The following is a 20,819-nucleotide window of genomic DNA, read 5'->3' as shown; positions in this document are numbered from 1 at the left end:
GAACCAGCATCACTCCCTAAGACAACTTCTATTCGGCGGAACGACGGAATAAGGCTGGTGTTGTTCCTGCAAGGCGACGAAAAACAGACGCAAAATGCGCCTGATCGGAAAAGCCGCAAGCAATGCCCACCTCAGCCAGCGGCCATTGTGTTTCCATTAAAAGCCGTTTTGCCTTATCAACCCGCAACCGCATGATATATTGATGCGGTGTCATATGCGTTGCTGAACGAAAACGCTGATAAAATGTCGTTCGCCCCATTGCGCATAAATCTGCCAATTCGTTAATCTGAATTTCTTGTCCCAGATGTTCGATAATATATTCATCCACACGACGTAATTGACGTGATGACAAGCTTCCCATATGAGCCGGATCAATCGGACTGATTGACGTAGCCGAATATTTCACCAAAAGATCCGCACTTAATGCACGCGCAAGATAATTTATTTTCATTTTAGAAAGGCTGGCAGGCTCACCGAGCGATTGCTTGATCGAGCGGAGCAACCAACTTAAACTTGCACTCTGCTCACCAAATGCCGGTAAAAGGGAAACTCGATCAGCATTCATATCGAAGAGCTCATTGGCCACCTCATAAAGCAAATCCGGCCGCAAATAGACATGAACGGCCTCAGTTTCATTGCCAATGTGGCAATCAACAGATGTCAGCGGTTCAGCAAGCGTAATGGAGTATGCAGGAAGCACAGCCAATTGCTCGCGTCCTGAAATCGTACGATGCACATGGGTATCCTGTAAACCCATGCTGATCCAGAAAAACGGCACAGAATGATGATTGCTATCGTGCGGGTGTTCTAAAGTATGAGCGGCAAATAATTCCTGCCACCCATGACGATGGCTGCTGCAAATTGTTTCCACTTCCTTTGATGCAAAAAGCGATGTCTCCTGCCCTATAATCGCGGCTTTAGAATTTTGCGCAAACGCGGCCGTGCTCACGGCAGATTGCTCTGTATGTTCGTTCATTGTTGCACACTTACCAAATCCGGTTCCCGTTCTTCACACGGAACCAAATGACTGAAATATGCAGCGCCCTGTCGTGATATAGTCTTTGCAGGTGCACGAAACAACTAGTGCGCACTCTTGCCACAATGGCATTGCATTCAATCGCATTTCAAAAAAATAAAAAACGACTCTCTCAAAAGTCGTCAAAGCATTTGTCGGAACTTTAGTATCAGCTAATTCAATTACCCGCTTTGATTGAAATCAAAACCGACTATCCGCACCGGAAATCACGCGCCAAAACCACATAAGTGAACGTGAAAAGACTAATATAAACAAGAAAATACCACATTATTATGGAGTAATGCGTTTTACTAAGTTGACTATATTCCAGAATATTTTCATTTTGCTGTCATACAGAAATGCGATTTGCATGCCGTCAATAATAAGGCGAAATATGGAACTCGACTTTATAACACTTTATATAATTATATTATTAAATTCTGTCGGGTTTGCTCTGGTTTGGCTTATCATTTCCGGATCATACAAGTCTTTGCATCATGCTGCGCGTTATTGGTTTATGGCGCTGATGATGACCTGCGCTGGTGCCCCGCTGCTCGTTATAGGTGAAAACTCACTCGGCTGGACCTATGCCGGAAATGTTTTAATTATCAGTGGTTTCGGCTTATTATGGCAAGGCGTACGAGTTTTTTACAATCAAAAACCGCTTTGGGTTATACAAGGTCTTTTGGTCAGTCTTGTTGCAGTGGCGCTTATCTTGTTTGGTTCAAGACAAGCAGCCAATAACCTTATCATCGCCACGGGACAATTATTTACTGTCAGCTTCACCGTTTGGACATTATTGACAAATGGGCAGCGTCACGCAGGTACATGGGTAGCCAGTGGTGCCTTCGGCGTACTTGTTCTAGGTCAAAGTGCTGAGGCAATTACCAATATCCTGCAACTGCTGAACTTTCTTGATGCAGAGACTTATTATCAATATGCGGCATGGTTTTTGGTTGCAGCTATTATCGGCACCAGCATTGCCAATTTAGGTTTTTTGCTGATGGCAGTTGATCAGCTGAAAAGCGAATTACAGGTACTGGCTATGCGTGATGAGCTAACCAGCCTGCCCAATCTACGCGCCCTCAATGAGAGGCTGCCATTAATTGAAAAACGTGCCAAGCGTTTGCAGCGTCCTGTCACCGTTTTAATGATGGATCTTGATAAGTTCAAAACCATCAATGACAATTACGGACATTTCGCCGGTGATCATGCCCTTAAACATCTGGCGCAAATTTTGCAGCAGAGCATTACCCATCAAGGTGTCCATGAAACCGGCTTTCTCGCACGTATTGGTGGTGACGAATTTTGCATTCTTATTCCTGATGCTGATCTTAAAACAGCCACTAACGTTGCGGAAAACTTGGCACGAACGGTTGCTGATACTCCTTTTAACTGGAAGCACAACCGGTTAACATTGGCCGCCAGTATTGGCCTCACACATTGGTCACCGTCACAAGGCACTTCATTAAGTGAGAGCCTGTCTGATGCGGATAGTTATCTTCTGCAAACAAAACGCAATAGCCAACACCAGCAAAAACCATTTAAAATCACGACATACCAAAGCCCTCCAGCTAAACTGGCATGATAAAACCAACCAAATATGACACGCTAAAATAAAAGATTATGTCGCGATAAAGCGATCTTCCATTGACGACTCAAAGCTGGTCGCATGGAATAGCTGCACAACATAAACCCACCAGCTCAATCGGAGGCCACGCCAATGAAGAAAGCTATTTTTCTCTGCACTGCCGCATTTTTACTCAGCGGAATAGGTGTTTCACACCAAGCTCAAGCTGCGGTCAGCGCATCCAAACAACGGGCAGCAGAGGTAAAAGCCATCGTCGATACGGTTGCAAAAAAACTACCAAAACACCCGATCCATTCGGTGATGTATATCCGCGCCAATAATTTTGAAGTGCTGGCCGGCACATGCTCTCTGCGTGCGCATATTTTAACTTCCAAAACGGTTTCTGCCGGTAAAGCAGACAAAATTAAAGTGCGCCTTAATCGTGAACGATGCCAATAAGATGCCGATTAAGGCGTATCATCACAAACAAAATATCTGCTTTTCCGCCATCATTTCATTAATATTCGGTGCCGCAACAGCCGTGATTTTTTATTATATCACACTGTTTGGCATCGGAAATGATGGTTATCTGATTATATATTGCATTTTCACAGCCCCGATTGCGCTTATTTTCGGCCTATGGGGCTTACTTTATCACCGTAGTTCGCTCGCCACCTTGGGGCTATTACTATGCATTTCGCCGCTAGTCGGCCTGAAACTTATTTGAAACAAACCAGCTATTTTGTATTTCTGCTTTTAAACTACACAAATATTATACAAAAATCATACATTCTCGCTCCATAGAAGCCGCGTAAGCTTAGCGGATATCAGTGTCCTGATAAGCTTTGCCTCAAACGACTTCAGGAGCAAATATGAGCGACAGAACCTATGCCTGCATGGCGCTTATTATGACAATCATCATCGCATTGATTGTCATACGCCCATTCTGAAACTTGAGTTTTATTGAAAAAATCCATCTGGATAGCTTTGCAATACGCGAATGACCATCTCACGATCCTCCGCGTTCAGAGCAAGTAAAGGCTTTGGCAGCTCTGCGTCCACAATTTCAAAATGGTTGAGCATTTCATAGGTAACACGCAGGCTCGAATATTTCTTGAAAATTGTCCAGATGGGCTCCAATTGCTCATTTAAAGCCTTTGCTTTGGCAATATCACCAGACTGTGCCGCCTTCGTTATTGCCCCGCAAATTTGCGGAAAAATACCAGCCAGCACACTATACCATGTGTCAGCTCCGGCAATCAGCGCATCGGCACAAATCCAATCACCACTATAGCCAATAGCAAATTCCGCAGGCACAGCTGCGCGTTGTCTCTGCAAATGGGTTTGTAAATTTCCATTGGCATGCGACGGATTTTTAATGCCGATAATGCCTGGCACTTGCGCCAGACGAGCAACCAGTTCCGGCGAAAATGTAAAATGCGTTGTTGACGGATTGTCATAGATACACAAAGGTAAACCACTTTGCGCAGCAACAGTGGTAAAATGCTCAAACACCTCATCATCCGTCAAAGGCGTATAAGAAACCGCCGATAACAAGCCGGCTGATACGCCAAGCGCCTTGGCTGTTGTGGCATAATTGACTGCATCATCAGTGCGCATAGCGCTAATGCCGACAACGAATGGTACACGTCCGTTATTCTGCGCCTGCGCCACTTCGATTGCCTGGTTACGCACTTCCTTGCTCAAATACATATAAGTGCCTGTACTGCCCAACAACCCGATCGATTGTACATTGGCTGTAATCAAGCGCTCAGTTAAGTGAGCCAAAGCCTCAGAGTTTAAAACTCCTTGAGCATTAACGGGGGTAATCGGGAACGCAGATAGACCGTGCAGCATCAAAAACATCCTTTAACAGGCATAGGTAAATCTTTATGCCGGAGCATAAATGGGCGCGCAACAATCTTTTCTTTAAACATTAAAACCGGTGGATCAGATGAATATCATCCGGCTCCAATTCATAAAGTGTCCGATCTGGTTTTGCAGTTGGCACTCCACCCTGCCGCATATAAAAGTCAACTGTGCGGCGTGTCGATGTTGCTGAAATATAAAAGCCTGCCGCACCCTGCTCTTTTGCGATATTCAAACAAAGCGCATAGAGTTTCGATGCAAGCTTCTGACCACGCCAATCATGGCTGACATGTAGAAATGGCAGTTGGCGCAAGTCAGGATAATCCTGCACAGGACGTGCATCCATCACTCCGACAGCAATCAGTTTATCTTGGTGGAATGCACCAAGAAACACACCACCATGATCAAAACAATCAAGCAAAATTGGTGTGTAAAGCTCCGGCTCGCCCTCCGGCCAATCGCGTGTATCATAAAATTCAGGCCGCGATTGTAACTTGCCATCGGCAAAATAATAAACATCTTCGACGATCTCGCGTCGCTCAATTTGCCAGACATTTTCCACTTCATGCCGCTCAAGACGACGAATAGTGATATCACCCATTGTATTTTCTAAACCACGCACTTTATGCAATCATTTCTTCGCTTTTTATAAGCTAAATAGAATTTAACAAGCCATCAGCTTTTATTGTACTCTATTCACAAAACACTTAATGCAGATATTCTCTTCCAACAGAGTTGGGTCGTCTGCGCAGACAGGTTTTTCACATGATCATCGACGGTAAAGTCTCAGCTATCCTTATTCATGTTGCCGATGTCACTGAGGGCATTGAGTGGTATGCGAAAGCCTTTCCTGCTGCCAGACGTATCTATCTCGATGATTTCGATTTTGAATATCTCTTACTTGGCAATATCTGCCTTGAAATTGTGCCCGCCGATGAGAAGGTACAATCCGGACAGACTGGCTCGGTTGTCTACTGGGAGTGCACCGATTTTCAACAAGCGCTGAACCATTTTCAAACACTCGGCGCTAGGCTTTATCGCGGGCCGCTAGCCATTCAAGACAATCTCAAAATGTGCCAGGTCATGGACCCTTGGGGCAATTGCATTGGTTTGCGTGGGGTATAAAGCTATTATGTCGGAAAATGAAAGCGTGACGATCTCTGTCGAGATTGCACCGGAAAACTTAAAACCTCACCTCCATACGCTGCTGATGACCTATCTGGATGAACTCAGCGCCTATGATGAGATGGATGACGATTACCCCTATTTTGATGAATATTGGCGTGGTGGCGCACGCTGGCCTTATGTCATTATGGCAGGCGGTGAAATTGCAGGCTTTGCACTGGTGAATGACTGGTCGGCATCACAACATGGCACAGAATTTGCCGTAGCTGAATTTTATATCCGGCCAGCGTTTCGCCGCGATGCAATCGGTCAGCATGTTTTCAAACAATTACTTGAAAACCATCACGGTCAATGGGAATTGAGCGTCATGGATACCAATGAAAAAGCCTATCGGTTTTGGCAAAATGCTTTGCAAAACAATGATGTTGAAGACTTACAAAGCATCAGCCAAGATGGCGCTACGATTTATCGTTTTAAAAACACGAGATAAAAAAAAGCCACATAGCTTGCTATGTGGCTTTTAATTTTAAACGCGAAAACCTAGTTCACGTCCTCATCATGGATGAGGCTTTCCCTTGATGTTTCCGGCATAAACAGAATTGCCACCAGCACCGCAACCGAAATTGCCGCCATATAATAGGCTGGTGCAAATTTGTTGCCGGTCTGCATAATCAGCCAAACACCGATGAATGGGGCTGTACCGCCAAAAATCGTATAGGCCATATTGTAGCTGATAGCGGAAGCGCTGAAACGTGTGCGGGTCGGGAAAAGTTCAAGCAGGGCAATACCCACAGGCCCCCAGAACAAGCCACAACCAACTGCCAGCATACTTTGACCGATGATTGCCGATGCAAGCGAACCTTGTGATGCCACCATATAGGCAGGAATACAAATCGCGGCATTCATCAACACGCCAATAATCAGCAGCGGTTTACGGCCATATGTATCGGAAAGTTTACCGCCCAAAATCATAAACACAAAGGCAACGAACAGGGCAACCGAGTTGGAAATCAATGCCGAATTCTGATCAAGTTTGATGGTTGTTGTCAGGTAAGAGACAAAGTAACCCGACAGCGTATAGAAACCAAGGCTCGAGAATGCTGCCAAAGCAAAGGAGAACAGCATCTGTTGCTTCTGGTTTTGCACCGCATCACGAATTGGCGTTGAAGCCACACGCTTGGCGGCTTGCGTTGCTTTAAAGGCTGGTGATTCATCAACTTTGTTACGGATGTAGAGTCCAACCAAAGCCAATGGCGCGCCAATCAAAAACGGAATACGCCAGCCCCAACCAGCATAATCTTCCGCAGTCAGGATATTGGTCAGCAGCAACACAAAAAGTGCCGCGACAATTGGCGGAATATTGGCGAAGGAATAGGTGAAAGCCACATAGAGGCCGCGTTTTTCAGCCGGCGCATGTTCCGCCACAAATGAGTTGGAACCAACAGTTTCACCAGCGGCAGAAAGCCCTTGGATCAAACGGCAAACCACCAGCAGGATTGGCGCCATGATGCCGATCTGATCATAGGTTGGCAGCAAGCCGATGGCCAGCGTTGCACCACCCATCATCAAGATCACCAGCGACAGCACCTGACGACGGCCGATACGGTCACCAAGACTACCAAATACAAAGCCGCCAAGCGGACGCATCAAAAAGCCAACCGCATAAACGGCGAAGGTTGCAAGCAGTGCCGCTACCGGATCAGTGTTCGGAAAAAACAACTTGGCAATAATACCCGCTGAGTAAGCGTAGATGACGAAATCATACCATTCGACAAACTGACCGATGGCAGCCGATCCCAAAACGCGGCGCATGGCCTGACTTTTGGTGGCGTCTGAAATTTCTGCTGAATGTGCAGACATAGTTTACTCCCCTTCCTTAAACTTTATACGCCGACCGGCTGGCAAATTCTGTAACGGCGATGCTCAAGGCAAGGCAAAATATCACGCACGGTTTTAATACGTGCATGATCCAATGTCGCTATAGCCAATCCTTCGCCCGCAGGCACCACAGAAACCGCAACCCCATTCGGATCAATTGCCATGCTCAAGCCCACAGAAAGCGGTGCAGGCTGACAGGAACCAACCACATAGCAAGTATTTTCAATGGCGCGCGCTTTGAGCAGGGTTTCCCAATGAAACTCTTTCAATGGCCCTGCCACCCAACCGGAAGCCACCAACAGCGCATCTGCGCCCTGCTCAGCCAGCAAGCGGGAAATTTCCGGAAAGCGGATGTCGTAGCAATTCAACAAGCCGAATTTAAAGCCACCCAGCGTGAAAGAAACAAGTTCGCCGAAATCAGGCTGTAATGGTGCTGGCTCGTTTTTGCTCGATTCCTGATAAAGAAACGCATCATAAAGATGCAGCTTTTGATATTGTCCAAGCCATTCACCATTGGCATCAATGGCCAGCATCATGTTTTTGGCAAGCTTGGTTTTACCCGCTGCATATGCACCAACCACCAGCGCAATGCCTTTTTCTTTGGCAATCCGCAGCATGGCTTTTTCAAAAATATCGCCATGGCTTTGTGCGGCTTCTGCCATTTGTTCAGCTGTCGCGGTATAATCGAACATCATTGCTTCAGGAAAAACCACCAGCTCCGCACCACATGCTGCGGCCTCACCTGCCAGTCGTTCAACCTTTGCAATATTATCATCAATATTCGCTGATCCTGCCGCCTGAGCGGTGGCAACAATCATTGTCGTCTTTGTCATAAGGCATATACCCCCAATTATTCCAGATGATTTGACATAGCGACTATTATGTTGTCCAAGATCAATTACGGCATAATTGATAACAAAAAGGCATCAATGAATGAAACTTTCGGATCTGACGCGACTGCGCTACTTTCTGTCAGTGGCGGAGCATTTAAGTTTTCGTAAAGCGGCAGAAACACTTAACATTGCCCAGCCTGCCATCAGCCGCTCGGTTAAACAGTTGGAAGAAGAGCTGGGGCTCACTCTTTTTGACCGCACAACACGTCGTGTCACCCTGACAAAAGCCGGTAAAATTCTTGCAGCAGACACCCAACAAGCCATAACACTGCTAGAAAAATCCATCCGCCACGCTCAACAGCTCTCATCCGGCAAGGCTGGAGAAATCATTGTCGGTTATTCTGCCCAAACCGCTTACGGGCCAATGGCAGATATGATCATCAGTTTTCGCAATCACTACCAAGACGCAGTGATGAGCCTTTATCAAATGTCATCGCATGAACAGATTGAAGCGATTGAAAGCGGTAAGATTGATATCGGTTTTATGCTTTCAGCAGCTTGCCGTGCACCTTTAAGCTATATGAGCGTTTATCAGGAGCGGTTCATTCTGCTGGTGTCACGGTTTCATCCCTTGGCAACGCGTGTAAGTGTTTCATTGCGTGAACTGAAAGACCTGCCCTTTGTGATGGGCACGCAAAAGCGCTGGGAAACATTCCGCTCACTGATCAACAATGTCTGTCTGCAATCAGGTTTTTTACCTGTTATTGGTGATGAAGCCGATGATGTGCCGGTGTTATTGCAACTGATTGCCATGCAAAGAGGCATTACACTTTACGGCGCTGCGATTGCCAAAACCCTGCCACAAGATGTTGTCGCCATTCCGCTGGAAGATACGCATTGTAATTTCAATATTGGCATTGCTTGGGACAGACAACGCGAAACACCATTGATGCACGACTTTATTCGGTTTATTGAGGCCAACTCTCCCGCTCTGAACAACCAATAATTTAACGACAGGAATTTTCAATGCGTATGAGTTTGAACAAAAAGATTATTGAAGTCTGCAATCAAAAAATTGCAAGCAAAGGCGATAAAGTCGGCCTTTCTTTCTATGCATTCTTTGCCAATAAAAATGACGATCCTGAACTGCTGACGGAAGCAGCAGAATGGTGGATCAGAACCCATAAACTCGACCACTTTGAAAAAGCTGTCAAAATCAAAGCCATGGTTGAACGTGAAATGGCATAAGCCGCAAGTTATTTTACAGATGGAAGGATGCATTCAGCCAATGGCTTTAACCGTCACAAGACTGTTTATTATCAGCCTCTTTCTGGTTTTACTCCCACGAGCGGCATGGAGTGCCAATTGGGAGATCTGTGATCTCACAGTTAAAGTAAAAAAACCATCAAGCGATGAACACCTGCTCTTTACCGAGATAGTCACTGTGAAGGCAAAAGCACAGGCAGAGTGCCCGCAAGCGGGCGAAGCTCTTAACTTCGATCCTGAAACGGAAGACTATCAATCTATGATACCACGTAAAAACTGGCCAAAACCAAGGAAAACCGCATCAGTTCGCTATCGGTATCTCGACGGCATATGCAAAAATAGCGGCCCTTGCCGTATCAAGCATTATTCGCTCATTAAAAAATAATATGAATTTTTCTCAACAATCTTGAAAAACCATAATTTGCATACCAGTTGCATAGGGTAGCAAATTAGGAGTTTTGGAAATAATGCTCTGTCCTATTGATAATACTGAACTGGTCATGTCCGAGCGTCAGGGAATTGAAATTGACTATTGCCCTAAATGCCGTGGCGTCTGGCTGGATCGCGGTGAGCTTGATAAAATCATTGAACGCTCAGTACCCGCAGAAGAGCCAAGAACCGTCAGCCAGCATGATCAGCGCTCCGGTGATCGTCAATATGACGGGCGCGGCCATGATGATCGTTACAGACGCGATGATGATGATTACGAACACAAAAAATATCGTAAAAAGAAGTCGCTACTCGGTGAGTTATTCGACTTCTAATCATTGCAACAACGGCAACTAATGGTTTTAAAAGTCCCGTTTATTCAACGGGACTTTTTTTACTAGCCTAAAAAATCTTAAATTTTGCTGGTGGTAACCACATTGCCCCACGGATCTTCAAATGTGCGCGATGGCAAACCGCGCTCATCTTCTAGGGCCACAAAAGACAATCCGGTGCGATCCAAATCGCGCTTTTCCGCACGGTTACTTTGCCAGGAATTGGCTGCGATATGGTGATGATAACCACCAGTTGACAAGAAAACAGCCTTATCGCCATAAGATTGCACGGTATCGAAACCAAGTTCCTGATGCCAGAATGTTTCTGCCTGCTGCGCGTTGCCAACGCGTAAATGCACATGTCCGACAACAGTGTTTTGCGGTGCGGTGAGCCATTCACCCCCTGCTTGCTTGCCCGCATCCAGCAGATTGCCGACATCAAGCGCTTCAGTCCCCATCACCACGCGTGAACCATTCCACTGCCAGCCCTCATGCGGACGATCGGCATAAATCTCAATGCCGTTTCCCTCAGGGTCGGTCAGATAAATAGCTTCACTGACATTATGGTCGGAGGCGCCGGCAACAGGTATTTGTTTATCAATGGCGTGGCGCGCCCAATGTGCCAGATCGCCACGCGATGGCAGCAAAAAGGCGGTGTGATAAAGACCGGCACTGCGCGGATCATCCGGCTTGGCAGAAGAAAACTGCTCAATCTCAAGCAATTCGCGATCACCTGCTCCCAGCACAATCGTTCGGTTGCGCCGTCCCATCTCCTGCAAGCCAACAATAGTTCGATAATAATGTGCCAGTTCTTCTGCATTGCGCGATTTCAAGCCAACACGCGCCACACGCACCGGCGTTGTCATAGCAAAAGGTAGAGGTGACACGGCTGGCGACTGTTTCAGTTCCATGGTCGTTTTCTCCTGCGACAGATCACCGGCAAACCCAGTACGCGTTGCAGTCAGAATAGTGGCTGTGGTGGCTGTACCGCCAGCGACAAAGGAGCGTCTGTTAAGCACGTTAAGATCTCTCATCATTCTCAGCATAATTGCTTTTTCTGATACAGAGATCGGCCTTATTGATTGTTCAAACAAGAGACAAAATAGCAAACAGCCTGTTCACTAAAAGAAGCCAATATAAAAGCGGCAGCCACAAAATGCAGCTGCCACTCTTTCATATTGCTATTTCTTAACAGCAATACCAGCCGAGAAAATGCCGATAACTGTGAGCAACGCAATGCCAAATGTCACATAACGCGCAGCATCAATGGCGGCATCATTGCCTGCGGCCATCAAGGTGCCCGCCAAAGCTGATGTCACCGAAAAAGCAATGAGCTGAATAATGGTGATCGAGGCGGCAGCCTTGCCACCCTCAGCCGGATCACTGGTGCTGCTCATTGCAGCAACGCCGAGCAGCGGCCAGGCAAGGCCAATACCAACACCGGCAATCGCCAGCACCACGACCCATGAGATAATCACAAATATATCGTTGCTATCTGCCTGCAACAGAAGGCCAAAGCCAAGCAGGCCTGCGCTCAATAACAAAGGCCCCAGCCGCATAGCACGACGCTGACCGCTTTCACTTTTCACAGAAACTACAAAAAGTTGCGCAATCACCCATGCAAGGGACAAAACAGCACCTAGCAAACCGGCTAAAAGCGGGCTTAAACCAGCCAATTGCTGACCAAACAGCGGGATAAAGTTTTCCAGCATTACACCGGCACTTAAAGCCGCCACGGTCAAATAAACCCATTTCAGCGTATTACCACGCCGATAGGTCATATGCGGCAGAATAGTATTGTTAGTGCGACGCTCTACCAGCACAAAAAGATAAAGCAGTACGAGACCAATGCCGACCGAAATCAATGTCGGCACACCGATTGGAACAACAGCACTAAGGCTGATGGCAATTGTTGCAAGGATGAGCGGAATAAGTGATGCCACCGGCACCGGTGAACGGTGACCCGAACCCGTTGTGCCAGCAAAGGCACGCTGCGCAATCAAGGCGAAGATCATAGCGGTAATCGCGAGCACACCATAAGACCATCGCCATAATCCGAATTCAGCGAAGACGCCTCCAAGGGACGGGCCGAACAAGGTTCCAAATCCCCACATAGCAGAAACAACACCTGTCGCCCTCGCCCAATGACGTTCAGGCAAAGCAGCGCGGATGACCGCATAACCAAGTCCAGCCAGCAAGCCGCCGCCAACGCCCTGCACCACACGTCCAACCAGCAAAAGCTCCATTGAAGGGCTAAGGGCATTAACGCCTGCGCCAATCGCAAATATTATAAAAGCCATCACATAGGCAAAGGCAGGCCCTTTCCATTGCAACGTTCGGCTGACAAAAAGCGAAGCAACAATTGCAGCAATAACAAAGGCCGTTGTGACCCAGGCGTAATATTGCTGACCGCCAATATCGGCGACAATAGAAGGCAGCAAAGCAGCGGTGAAATAAAGGTTCATGGCATAGAGCAACACACCGCTGGCCATCACTAAGACAATTGCCAAATGACGGCCGGACAATAAGTCAGACCATTTATCTGCTGTTATCTCACTGTGATCCGGCATAGTCGAATCATGCATTGGAAATCTCCGATTAGATAGTTTTGGGGAACGAAGTCAGTCGAGCTTCTTTGCGACATACAAAGACGAACCAAACAGAATGAGAGAAATTGCGGCTCGAGTGCCGCAGCACTTGGGTAACCGCGCCCTGCACAGGGATTGGGAGGAACTTGCGCATATATATCTCACTCAAAAATCATGATGATTTCACGTTTTAAGCACTGGACTGCTGCGTGAAAGAATCGTAGTTTGAGTGATCATTCTATTTATTTTTGACGCAATATCAATATAAATAGAGTGATCACTCTATAAATTGGAGAATGATATGGCGCGCAAGCTGGACCCCGAGCAGCACGAAGCGAAAAGACAGGAAATTTTGGCAGCTGCCCACAATTGCTTTCTGGAGCATGGTTTGCAGGGTGCATCTATCTCTATGATATGCAAAGAGGCCAGCATGAGCCCTGGCCACCTCTACCACTATTTCGCCAGCAAAGACGCCATCATCGAAGCCATGACCGATGAATATCTGACAAGCCTGCACGCCTATTTTAACGCGCATTCAGAAAGCGATGACACGGCCACTGTTCTTCTCTCCGAGCTATGGAGCATGAAAAGCTGGACCGAGGTTGAGCACTGCCGCATCACTTTTGAGTTATTCGCAGAAGCCGCCAGAAACGAAAACGTGCGTCAAATCATGATTGCCAATACCGACAAGGTCAGACAGCTGCTGATCGCAACCCTGCGAGCTGGACAAGCGCGCGGCGATGTTGATGCAAGCTTTGACCCGGAGCATACCAGCACTGTGCTGATCTCGCTGATTTATGCAGCTCCGATGATCCCGCTGATTACACCGCAAAATAATTTTGAAACAAGCCGCGGCCTTATCACCATGATGATCCGCAAGTTTTTAAAACCGGCAGCATAGATGCATAAGATAAAGCATGACCCTGCCCGCTTATTTTAATGCCTCGTATTTCGACATCGCACAAACTTCAACCTTGAATACACCAGCCGATAGATGTGAGCCCCATGCCCGTTTTCAATGCACTTTCGCTTTACATACTGGCAGCCCTTGCTGAGATTGCCGGTTGCTACGCATTCTGGGCGTGGCTGCGCCTTCATAAAAGCCCGTTATGGATCATTCCAGGCGTTGTTTCACTGGTATTTTTCGCATGGCTTTTAACCCACATTGATCTGGATTTTGCAGGCCGCGCATATGCTGCCTATGGCGGCATTTATATTATTGCCTCCATTTTTTGGCTTTGGGTGGTCGAGCAGCAAATGCCGAGCCGCTGGGATATTATCGGCGGCCTGCTCTGCCTTGGTGGCATGATGACCATTTTACTCGGGCAACTATCCAAAATTTAAGCACAAAAAAGCCGCCTGAAATTCAGGCGGCTTTCTTATTGTTTGATTTATAAAAATCAGAACTTGTAAGCTACACCAAGACGCACTTCGTTAACCTTGAACTTGTTGCGCATATCAAATTCCTCACCGGCAACTGCACCAGAGAAATTTTTACGACCATAGTCTGTGTAGCGATATTCAAGGCGCATGATCACATTGTCAGTGGCCGCATAATCAAAACCACCACCAACAGTCCAACCAGTGCGGGTCTTGCTGTGCGAAGATGTTATACCATCTTCAGTGAGGCTATTTTTAATATTACCAAATGCGACACCACCAGCCAGATAAGGCATGAAGCGATCATAAGCGATACCAACGCGGGCACGTACTGCGCCTGACGTACGTAGCTTACTTTCAAAGCTATAATCACCGGCATCATCAGTAAAACGCCCACTCTTCTTCAGGCCATTAAAGGTTACATCACCGTCAATACCCAAGATGAAGTTGCTGCCGGTATCAAAGTTATAGCCCGCATAAAGACCACCAAGGAAGCCGTCCGGCTTCACTTTATCAGAACCATCTGAATTATAAAATTTCGATGTAGCCCAGCCGTAACCGACCTGACCACCAATATAACCGCCAGCCCAGCTGAATACAGGTGCAAGAGCTACAGGAGCTGGTTCCTGATATACAATCGCGTCTGCTGCATTTGCACTGCCTGCCGCAAAAAATACAACTGTCGATGCAAGTAAAATTGACTTGATATTCATATCGATCCCCTATCTCTGCCCGATCTTTTCAGCGCAGATCTATCCGTTCGTTTCTGATATAAATATAAGCCGTTTCAAAAATATGTCTGTAGCAAAATAGACACAGAGATCATCAACCTGATTCCGAAATCAGGTCACAGTTTATTAACCATGTCAATTTCAAATTCAAGTATTTGTAATTTCATCGGTTTTATTTTTTAAGTGCAAATAAAAAGCCCGCCACACAAAAATGTGAGCGGGCTTTTTTGATGAAAAAAGATGTTTTTATTTAACCAGAATGCTCAATCCGACATAAAGCAGTGCTGAAACAACGCCCGTCGCAGGCAGTGTAATCACCCATGCAGCACCAATTGTCAGCACATGCGAACGACGTACCAACTTACGGCGGCGACGCTCTTCCGGTGCAATTCTGTCTTCATCTGGAATATCCAGATGGGCTTTGCGTAAGCGGCGCTCAGCATCCCACTCACGGAAGAAGCCAACACCAAAAATCGCACCAACAGCAATATGGGTGGAGCTCACAGGTAACCCAAGCCAACTAGCGACAATTACGGTAACGGCTGCGGACAAAGCAACGCAGTAAGCCCGCATTGGGTTAAGCTTTGTAATCTGACTGCCAACCATGCGGATAAGCTTTGGCCCGAACAGGAAAAGACCAACCGAAATACCAAGCGCACCAATGAGCATAACCCAGAAAGGAATAGTCACTTCAGTGGCAAACATGCCGGTATGCGAAACCTGCACAATGGCTGCCAATGGGCCGACAGCATTAGCCACATCATTAGCGCCATGAGCAAAGCTCAAAAGTGCCGCAGACACCACAAGCGGAATACCAAACAAAACCTTGATCGATTTATTACGGTTTTCCAAACCTTCAGACTGACGACGAATGACCGGAACCATAATAAAGCCAATTACCACGCCAATGCCAAAACCTGCCGCCAAAGCCGATTGAATTGATAATGGATAAATATTTTTCATGCCTTTCAGCACGAGATAGGTGGCAAATGTACCTGCCATAAAACCAACAAGCACCGGCACCCATCTGCGTGCTGCCGCAATTTTATCCGGCTGATAAACGATGCGCGCTTTAATAAACCACAAGAAACCGGCAGCTATAATACCGCCAAGTACGGGAGAAATGACCCAGCTTGCAGCAATAGCACCAATCGTACCCCAGCTAATCGCACTCATGCCAGCTGCGGCAATCCCAGCCCCCATCACACCGCCAACAACGGAATGCGTGGTGGAAACAGGCGCGCCAATCCAAGTGGCTAAATTAACCCAGATGGCAGAAGATAAAAGTGCAGCAACCATAGCCCAGACAAAAGATTCCGGCGTCCCCATGGATTCTGGTGCAATAATTCCGGTTGCAATGGTCGAGACAACATCGGCACCACCAATAAATGCACCTGCACTTTCAAACACGGCAGCAATAGCAATGGCACCACCCATGGTCAGTGCATTCGCACCAACAGCTGGTCCCATATTATTGGCAACATCATTAGCTCCGATATTCAGCGCCATATAAGCACCGAAAATCGCCACAACGACGATAAACAAGCTATTGCTGGTTTGGCCTAAGGAAACGAGGGCGATCAAACCGGCCAGAACGATAAAGATAAAGCCTAAACCCGGCGCAACCATAGGGCGCGCAGTGTAGCTGGCGGCGCGTTCCAATGTGGAAAAACGTCCAAGGTCGCGATCTAGCGTATCAAGATGATCCGCTTCGAAGTCATTGCCAGACATAGTGTCTCCGCAGTTTCGAAAGTTGCGATGCAAAAATTAAAAAACTTTGCAGCAGGCAACAATCAATTGATGAGGGATGAGAATGAACATAGTGACTGATTTATCCGATCCAATTCACTTGCATCATTGAGGCAAATGATTTGGAAAAAACACCACGAAATTACGATGAGTGTCGAAACAAGGACTAAGATTAAACACGATATGAAATGTGTTTTTAACCACCTTACTTCGTCACCGACAAAACAGATATATCCTGCTCACCATCTTAATGTTTACCACCTCACCTCAGATCAGCCAACAACCACGAACTAAGGCTATCGGTTTTCCGTGAGGCGATTCTCAATCGGCGTTATAGCAGGTAACATGAAAAACACGCATTATTTTCGTAAATCTGACACAGGTTTGTCATGAATTATGAGTTCACTTTTATATTAATACGAAACCAGTAAATCATAGCCACACATTCATTTTTTAGACGTAAATACTAAAAATATATATTTACAATTCGCATCAATAAGACAAGATACATGCAAAGCTGATATCCTTGATGAGGAATAGACGTTATGCAAGTAAACACAATTTCGGATAAGCAGAAAAATATTATTCAAAATAATATTAAGCTACTCTCACTCTCGTCGATTGTTTTTATTTTAAGCACGCCTGCTGTTTATGCTCAAACCATCACCCAGCCTGTCAATATCAATGGCGGATCGCAAAGTTTTGATGGAGAACATTTAAACATTAACGCCACTGGCGTACCTGCAATTCAGGTGAAAAACGGTACTCTTTCTATTACTAATTCCGACTTTATTCTGCACAGCGACAAAGAAGCTTTAAAAGTCAGCGGCAGTTCCAATGTTACCATTATCGGTGCGTCTGGTAAAAATGCCACCCTCACTTCCAGCGCCGTCAACGGCAATACAGTCAACTTACTGAATACCGCGAACCTGACTTTGGATGGCGTTACCATTCATGGGGTTGGCAGCGGCGCAAGTGGCAAAGGCGCAACCGCTTTAGTAGCACACGGCAACTACAATAGCATGAGCGCAGAGCTCACACTGTTAAACAGCGAAATTATTGCCACCAATGTGCGTGCTATATCCGCTCGTGATGTCACTTTAAAAGCGGACAACTTTAAAATTGTCACCGGCAAAGATGCTGACGCGTCCAAAACACATCTTTACGGTCTTCATGCGGAAAACAAAAATTTTATAAATCTCTCAAATGGATCCATTGAAACATGGACCAATTATAGTAACGGCCTCAATGTAGTCATGGATTATGATGACAGCACCATTGAGCGTTTGACTGTCAACAATGTTAAGATCATCACCCATGGCGGCAATGCGGTTGGCAGTGAAAACATCAATACAAGAACCTCCATCACCGGTAGTGATATTCTGACCCACGGTACTGGCGGGCACGGCGTTGCTGCAAGCAATGGCGGCGTTGCCAGCTGGGCACCTTCTCATGTAACTGTCAAAGATACAAACATCAGCACCAATGGTCGTCAGGCTTATGGTTTTGTTGCCACAACCCTGTCCAAAATTTATGGCAGAGGCGTTACAATCAACACAACAGGCGAAAGCGGTGTTGGTGTCTATAGTCAGGGCTCCGGCCGGATCAATGTCAGTGATAACAGCTCGATCACGACATCTGGTAAAGGCGCACATGCTGCTGCTGTAATGTTAGGCTCTGAAATCAATATCAGCGACAGTGACATTACTACGAGTGGCGCAGGCGCTGCCGGTCTTTATATGGCAGGCTATAATTATACGGATCGTGGACTGCCTACTCCGACAACTCCAATCATCATCACCCGAAAACCGCTCAGTAATATTGATGATCACAATGATGATCCAAACCAATACCCAAGCACGGAAGAAAGCTTGGCAATTGACGAGAACAATGAGCGCGCTGGTATATCGCATAGCAACACGGCCAGCCTGACCAATGTGAATATGAATGTTGCTAATGGGGCAGCACTTCATATTAAAGGCTCTGAAAGCAATAAGGTGACGATCAAAGGCTCCACCATTAATGGTGATGCCAGCGCCAGTGCTTCATTCTTAACAACAGAAATCTACAATGACGTACACAAAGTTGGCGATGTCCTGCTTGATGTTTCCTCATCGCAACTTTTTGGCAATGCCAATGTTCAAAGCGGCAGCGTCAACCTCAACCTGTCAGATAAATCTTCATGGGTCGGCGCCACCGAAATCACGAGCGGTGAAGAATTAAATCTGAAACTCGACAAAACAAGCGCATGGCTCATTACCGCCAACTCCACAATCAATCATCTGGAGAATAAAGGTGCGGTCGGTTTTTTCCCGTCCAAGTCCAACTTTAAAACCCTCACTCTCACTCAAGCTGATTATAGCACCAGTGGCGGATTATTCACCGTTAATACAGTGCTTGGTGATGATAGCTCTAAAACTGACAAAATAATCTTTGAGGGTTCTGTCAGCGGCAACAATCATTTAGCAGTTCACAACGTGGGTGGTCTGGGAGCCGAAACCGACAGAGGCATTAAGGTCATTACTGTCGGCGCACCTTCCAGCGGAAGTTTTTCTCTCATTAGCCGCTATAAACATAAAGGCGAATATGCAGCCGTTGCGGGTGCCTATCGCTACAAATTATATCAAGGCTATGAGGGCGAACCTTCAAACCAAAATTGGTATCTTCGTTCAGATATGGATTACGATGACGAAGACGGCGATGGTGACGGCGGTTTTCAACCAGGCGTACCTGTATATGAAGCCTATCCGCAATTTTTGTTGGGCTTAAATAATCTGCCGACTTTGCAACAACGTACAGGCAACCGTTATTGGAGCCATGCTGGCTCAAACCAAATCGCTCAAGGCGCTGATATCGCTGAGACTTACGCTCCCGCACAAGAAAGCGGTTCCCTCACTCAAAATAATGGAATTTGGGGACGCATTGAAGGCGCACATTCGAAGATCAAACCAAACTTCTCGCAGTCCCGTGCCAATTACGACTACAATAGCTATAAGGTGCAAGCGGGCATTGATGGTTTATTCCATGAGAGTGAGCAAGGAAAACTGATTGGCGGCTTGACGCTGAATTACACTCATGGCCTCGCCAGTATCTGGTCTCGCAATGACGACGATCTTGGTCGGGGACGGATCAAGTCCGACGGCTATGGCTTTGGCGGCACGCTGACATGGTATGATGATAATGGTTTTTATGCCGACAATCAGGCACAACTGACGTGGTACAGAAGTGATCTGAGCTATCAAGGTGACAAGGAATCACTGCATGATGGCAAGAATAATGGTTTCGGCTTTGCGCTTTCATCAGAAATCGGCAAGCGTTTTGCCATTGATGACCATTGGTCACTGACACCGCAGGCACAATTGCAATATTCGCATGTGGATTTCAGCAGCTTTACCGATGTATTTGAAGCAGAGATTTCACGCGAAAAAGCTGCGAGCCTGCAAGCCCGTCTTGGCCTTAGCCTTGATTATCAAAATGCTTGGCAGAATGCACAAGGCACCACCAATCGCAGCTCGGTTTATGCGATTGCCAATCTTTACAATGAGTTCCTCAATGGTACCGAAGTGGATGTCTCGACTGTACGTTTTGCCAATAAAAGCGAACGTCTATGGGGTGGCATCGGTTTCGGTGGCTCATATAACTGGAATGACGATCAATATTCGGTTTATGGCGAAGGTTCGCTCAATAGCAGCCTGAGGCATTTTGGCGATAGCTACAGTTATAAAGGCACTCTTGGCTTCCGAGTAAAATGGTAAAACCACACAAAAAAAAGACCGCCCTTCGGGGCGGTTTTTTTTGATGCTATTTGCTAAAAACTCTTCATCGCAAGACAAGCATATTCGCGCAATTAAGCGGTCGAATAAGAACAAAAAAATAAATGATAAGAAGGTGGTGCGGACGGCGGGACTTGAACCCGCAAGCTCTATGAGCGGCAGATTTTAAATCTGCTGTGTATACCGATTTCACCACGTCCGCGGATGATGCGATTCATATGTCACAAATCCGGCTCCAAGTTCAAGAGCTTTCTTCGGTTTTTCCTTTAGATACCACAATT

General features: G+C 46.6%; 20 protein-coding genes and 1 tRNA gene. 11 read left to right on the top strand and 10 right to left on the bottom strand.

What is annotated here, in order from left to right:
* Nucleotides 1-28: 28 nt before the first annotated feature.
* The gene (locus ABDZ76_RS16220; RefSeq protein WP_343807915.1) at nucleotides 29-976 is read right to left on the bottom strand and encodes a helix-turn-helix domain-containing protein; all 948 of its coding nucleotides are present in this window, start codon (nucleotides 974-976) and stop codon (nucleotides 29-31) included.
* Nucleotides 977-1,541: 565 nt separating this feature from the next.
* Here ABDZ76_RS16220 and ABDZ76_RS16215 point away from each other — a divergent pair.
* Together ABDZ76_RS16215 and ABDZ76_RS16210 are read left to right on the top strand one after the other, a co-directional pair.
* Nucleotides 1,542-2,603 (top strand): GGDEF domain-containing protein, encoded by a 1,062-nt coding sequence (locus tag ABDZ76_RS16215; RefSeq protein WP_343807912.1) that lies wholly within the window; start codon nucleotides 1,542-1,544, stop codon nucleotides 2,601-2,603.
* 135 nt (nucleotides 2,604-2,738) lie between these two features.
* The gene (locus ABDZ76_RS16210) at nucleotides 2,739-3,044 is read left to right on the top strand and encodes a hypothetical protein (RefSeq protein WP_343807909.1); all 306 of its coding nucleotides are present in this window, start codon (nucleotides 2,739-2,741) and stop codon (nucleotides 3,042-3,044) included.
* Between the two features lie 501 nt (nucleotides 3,045-3,545).
* Here the strand turns inward: ABDZ76_RS16210 and ABDZ76_RS16205 are convergent.
* A complete protein-coding gene (locus ABDZ76_RS16205; RefSeq protein ID WP_343807906.1) occupies nucleotides 3,546-4,442 on the bottom strand; it encodes a dihydrodipicolinate synthase family protein in 897 nt (298 codons plus the stop codon).
* Nucleotides 4,443-4,521: 79 nt separating this feature from the next.
* Entirely contained in the window at nucleotides 4,522-5,076 is a 555-nt protein-coding gene (locus ABDZ76_RS16200; protein ID WP_343807903.1) for a GNAT family N-acetyltransferase, read from the bottom strand.
* Between the two features lie 143 nt (nucleotides 5,077-5,219).
* Here ABDZ76_RS16200 and ABDZ76_RS16195 point away from each other — a divergent pair, with 143 nt between their 5' ends.
* Both ABDZ76_RS16195 and ABDZ76_RS16190 read left to right on the top strand, forming a co-directional pair.
* Nucleotides 5,220-5,579 carry a VOC family protein gene (locus ABDZ76_RS16195; protein WP_343807900.1) on the top strand — a complete coding sequence of 120 codons (360 nt, stop codon included), beginning with the start codon at nucleotides 5,220-5,222 and terminating at the stop codon, nucleotides 5,577-5,579.
* 7 nt (nucleotides 5,580-5,586) lie between these two features.
* On the top strand, nucleotides 5,587-6,069 hold the full coding sequence (locus ABDZ76_RS16190; protein ID WP_343807896.1) for a GNAT family N-acetyltransferase: 483 nt from the start codon (nucleotides 5,587-5,589) through the stop codon (nucleotides 6,067-6,069).
* A 50-nt stretch (nucleotides 6,070-6,119) separates the two neighbouring features.
* Here the strand turns inward: ABDZ76_RS16190 and ABDZ76_RS16185 are convergent, their stop codons facing one another.
* Both ABDZ76_RS16185 and ABDZ76_RS16180 read right to left on the bottom strand, forming a co-directional pair.
* Entirely contained in the window at nucleotides 6,120-7,439 is a 1,320-nt protein-coding gene (locus tag ABDZ76_RS16185) for an MFS transporter (RefSeq protein WP_343807893.1), read from the bottom strand.
* A gap of 23 nt (nucleotides 7,440-7,462) precedes the next feature.
* A complete protein-coding gene (locus ABDZ76_RS16180; RefSeq protein ID WP_343807890.1) occupies nucleotides 7,463-8,290 on the bottom strand; it encodes a carbon-nitrogen hydrolase family protein in 828 nt (275 codons plus the stop codon).
* Nucleotides 8,291-8,390: 100 nt separating this feature from the next.
* Between ABDZ76_RS16180 and ABDZ76_RS16175 the strand changes: the two genes are divergently transcribed.
* The 4 genes from ABDZ76_RS16175 to ABDZ76_RS16160 all read left to right on the top strand — a co-directional run bounded on the left by ABDZ76_RS16175 (nucleotide 8,391) and on the right by ABDZ76_RS16160 (nucleotide 10,320).
* The gene (locus ABDZ76_RS16175) at nucleotides 8,391-9,296 is read left to right on the top strand and encodes a LysR substrate-binding domain-containing protein (RefSeq protein WP_343807887.1); all 906 of its coding nucleotides are present in this window, start codon (nucleotides 8,391-8,393) and stop codon (nucleotides 9,294-9,296) included.
* Between the two features lie 20 nt (nucleotides 9,297-9,316).
* A complete protein-coding gene (locus ABDZ76_RS16170; protein ID WP_343807884.1) occupies nucleotides 9,317-9,538 on the top strand; it encodes a DUF6500 family protein in 222 nt (73 codons plus the stop codon).
* Nucleotides 9,539-9,578: 40 nt separating this feature from the next.
* Nucleotides 9,579-9,941 carry a hypothetical protein gene (locus ABDZ76_RS16165; RefSeq protein WP_343807881.1) on the top strand — a complete coding sequence of 121 codons (363 nt, stop codon included), beginning with the start codon at nucleotides 9,579-9,581 and terminating at the stop codon, nucleotides 9,939-9,941.
* An 82-nt stretch (nucleotides 9,942-10,023) separates the two neighbouring features.
* Nucleotides 10,024-10,320 carry a TFIIB-type zinc ribbon-containing protein gene (locus tag ABDZ76_RS16160; RefSeq protein WP_343807878.1) on the top strand — a complete coding sequence of 99 codons (297 nt, stop codon included), beginning with the start codon at nucleotides 10,024-10,026 and terminating at the stop codon, nucleotides 10,318-10,320.
* Nucleotides 10,321-10,397: 77 nt separating this feature from the next.
* Here ABDZ76_RS16160 and ABDZ76_RS16155 read toward each other — a convergent pair whose 3' ends face one another.
* Both ABDZ76_RS16155 and ABDZ76_RS16150 read right to left on the bottom strand, forming a co-directional pair.
* Complete coding sequence (locus tag ABDZ76_RS16155; RefSeq protein WP_343807938.1) at nucleotides 10,398-11,228, bottom strand: VOC family protein; 831 nt, start codon at nucleotides 11,226-11,228, stop codon at nucleotides 10,398-10,400.
* A gap of 270 nt (nucleotides 11,229-11,498) precedes the next feature.
* Nucleotides 11,499-12,902 (bottom strand): MFS transporter, encoded by a 1,404-nt coding sequence (locus tag ABDZ76_RS16150; protein WP_343807875.1) that lies wholly within the window; start codon nucleotides 12,900-12,902, stop codon nucleotides 11,499-11,501.
* 304 nt (nucleotides 12,903-13,206) lie between these two features.
* Between ABDZ76_RS16150 and ABDZ76_RS16145 the strand changes: the two genes are divergently transcribed.
* Nucleotides 13,207-13,806 (top strand): TetR/AcrR family transcriptional regulator, encoded by a 600-nt coding sequence (locus ABDZ76_RS16145; protein WP_343807872.1) that lies wholly within the window; start codon nucleotides 13,207-13,209, stop codon nucleotides 13,804-13,806.
* 104 nt (nucleotides 13,807-13,910) lie between these two features.
* Nucleotides 13,911-14,249 carry a YnfA family protein gene (locus ABDZ76_RS16140; RefSeq protein ID WP_343807869.1) on the top strand — a complete coding sequence of 113 codons (339 nt, stop codon included), beginning with the start codon at nucleotides 13,911-13,913 and terminating at the stop codon, nucleotides 14,247-14,249.
* Between the two features lie 56 nt (nucleotides 14,250-14,305).
* Here ABDZ76_RS16140 and ABDZ76_RS16135 read toward each other — a convergent pair whose 3' ends face one another.
* Both ABDZ76_RS16135 and ABDZ76_RS16130 read right to left on the bottom strand, forming a co-directional pair.
* The gene (locus ABDZ76_RS16135) at nucleotides 14,306-14,998 is read right to left on the bottom strand and encodes an outer membrane protein (RefSeq protein ID WP_343807866.1); all 693 of its coding nucleotides are present in this window, start codon (nucleotides 14,996-14,998) and stop codon (nucleotides 14,306-14,308) included.
* A gap of 264 nt (nucleotides 14,999-15,262) precedes the next feature.
* On the bottom strand, nucleotides 15,263-16,747 hold the full coding sequence (locus tag ABDZ76_RS16130) for an inorganic phosphate transporter (RefSeq protein ID WP_343807863.1): 1,485 nt from the start codon (nucleotides 16,745-16,747) through the stop codon (nucleotides 15,263-15,265).
* Nucleotides 16,748-17,310: 563 nt separating this feature from the next.
* Between ABDZ76_RS16130 and ABDZ76_RS16125 the strand changes: the two genes are divergently transcribed.
* Nucleotides 17,311-20,520: an autotransporter outer membrane beta-barrel domain-containing protein gene (locus ABDZ76_RS16125; RefSeq protein ID WP_343807860.1), complete on the top strand. Its 3,210-nt coding sequence runs from the start codon at nucleotides 17,311-17,313 to the stop codon at nucleotides 20,518-20,520.
* Nucleotides 20,521-20,654: 134 nt separating this feature from the next.
* Here ABDZ76_RS16125 and ABDZ76_RS16120 read toward each other — a convergent pair.
* Nucleotides 20,655-20,740: transfer RNA gene (locus ABDZ76_RS16120), tRNA-Leu, on the bottom strand.
* Between the last annotated feature and the right edge of the window lie 79 nt (nucleotides 20,741-20,819).

It is taken from the genome of Paenochrobactrum glaciei, from assembly GCF_039522165.1.
GTDB lineage: Bacteria > Pseudomonadota > Alphaproteobacteria > Rhizobiales > Rhizobiaceae > Paenochrobactrum > Paenochrobactrum glaciei.
The sequence above is the reverse complement of the archived record's forward strand: the minus strand, read 5'-3'. Positions and strand labels throughout refer to the sequence as shown.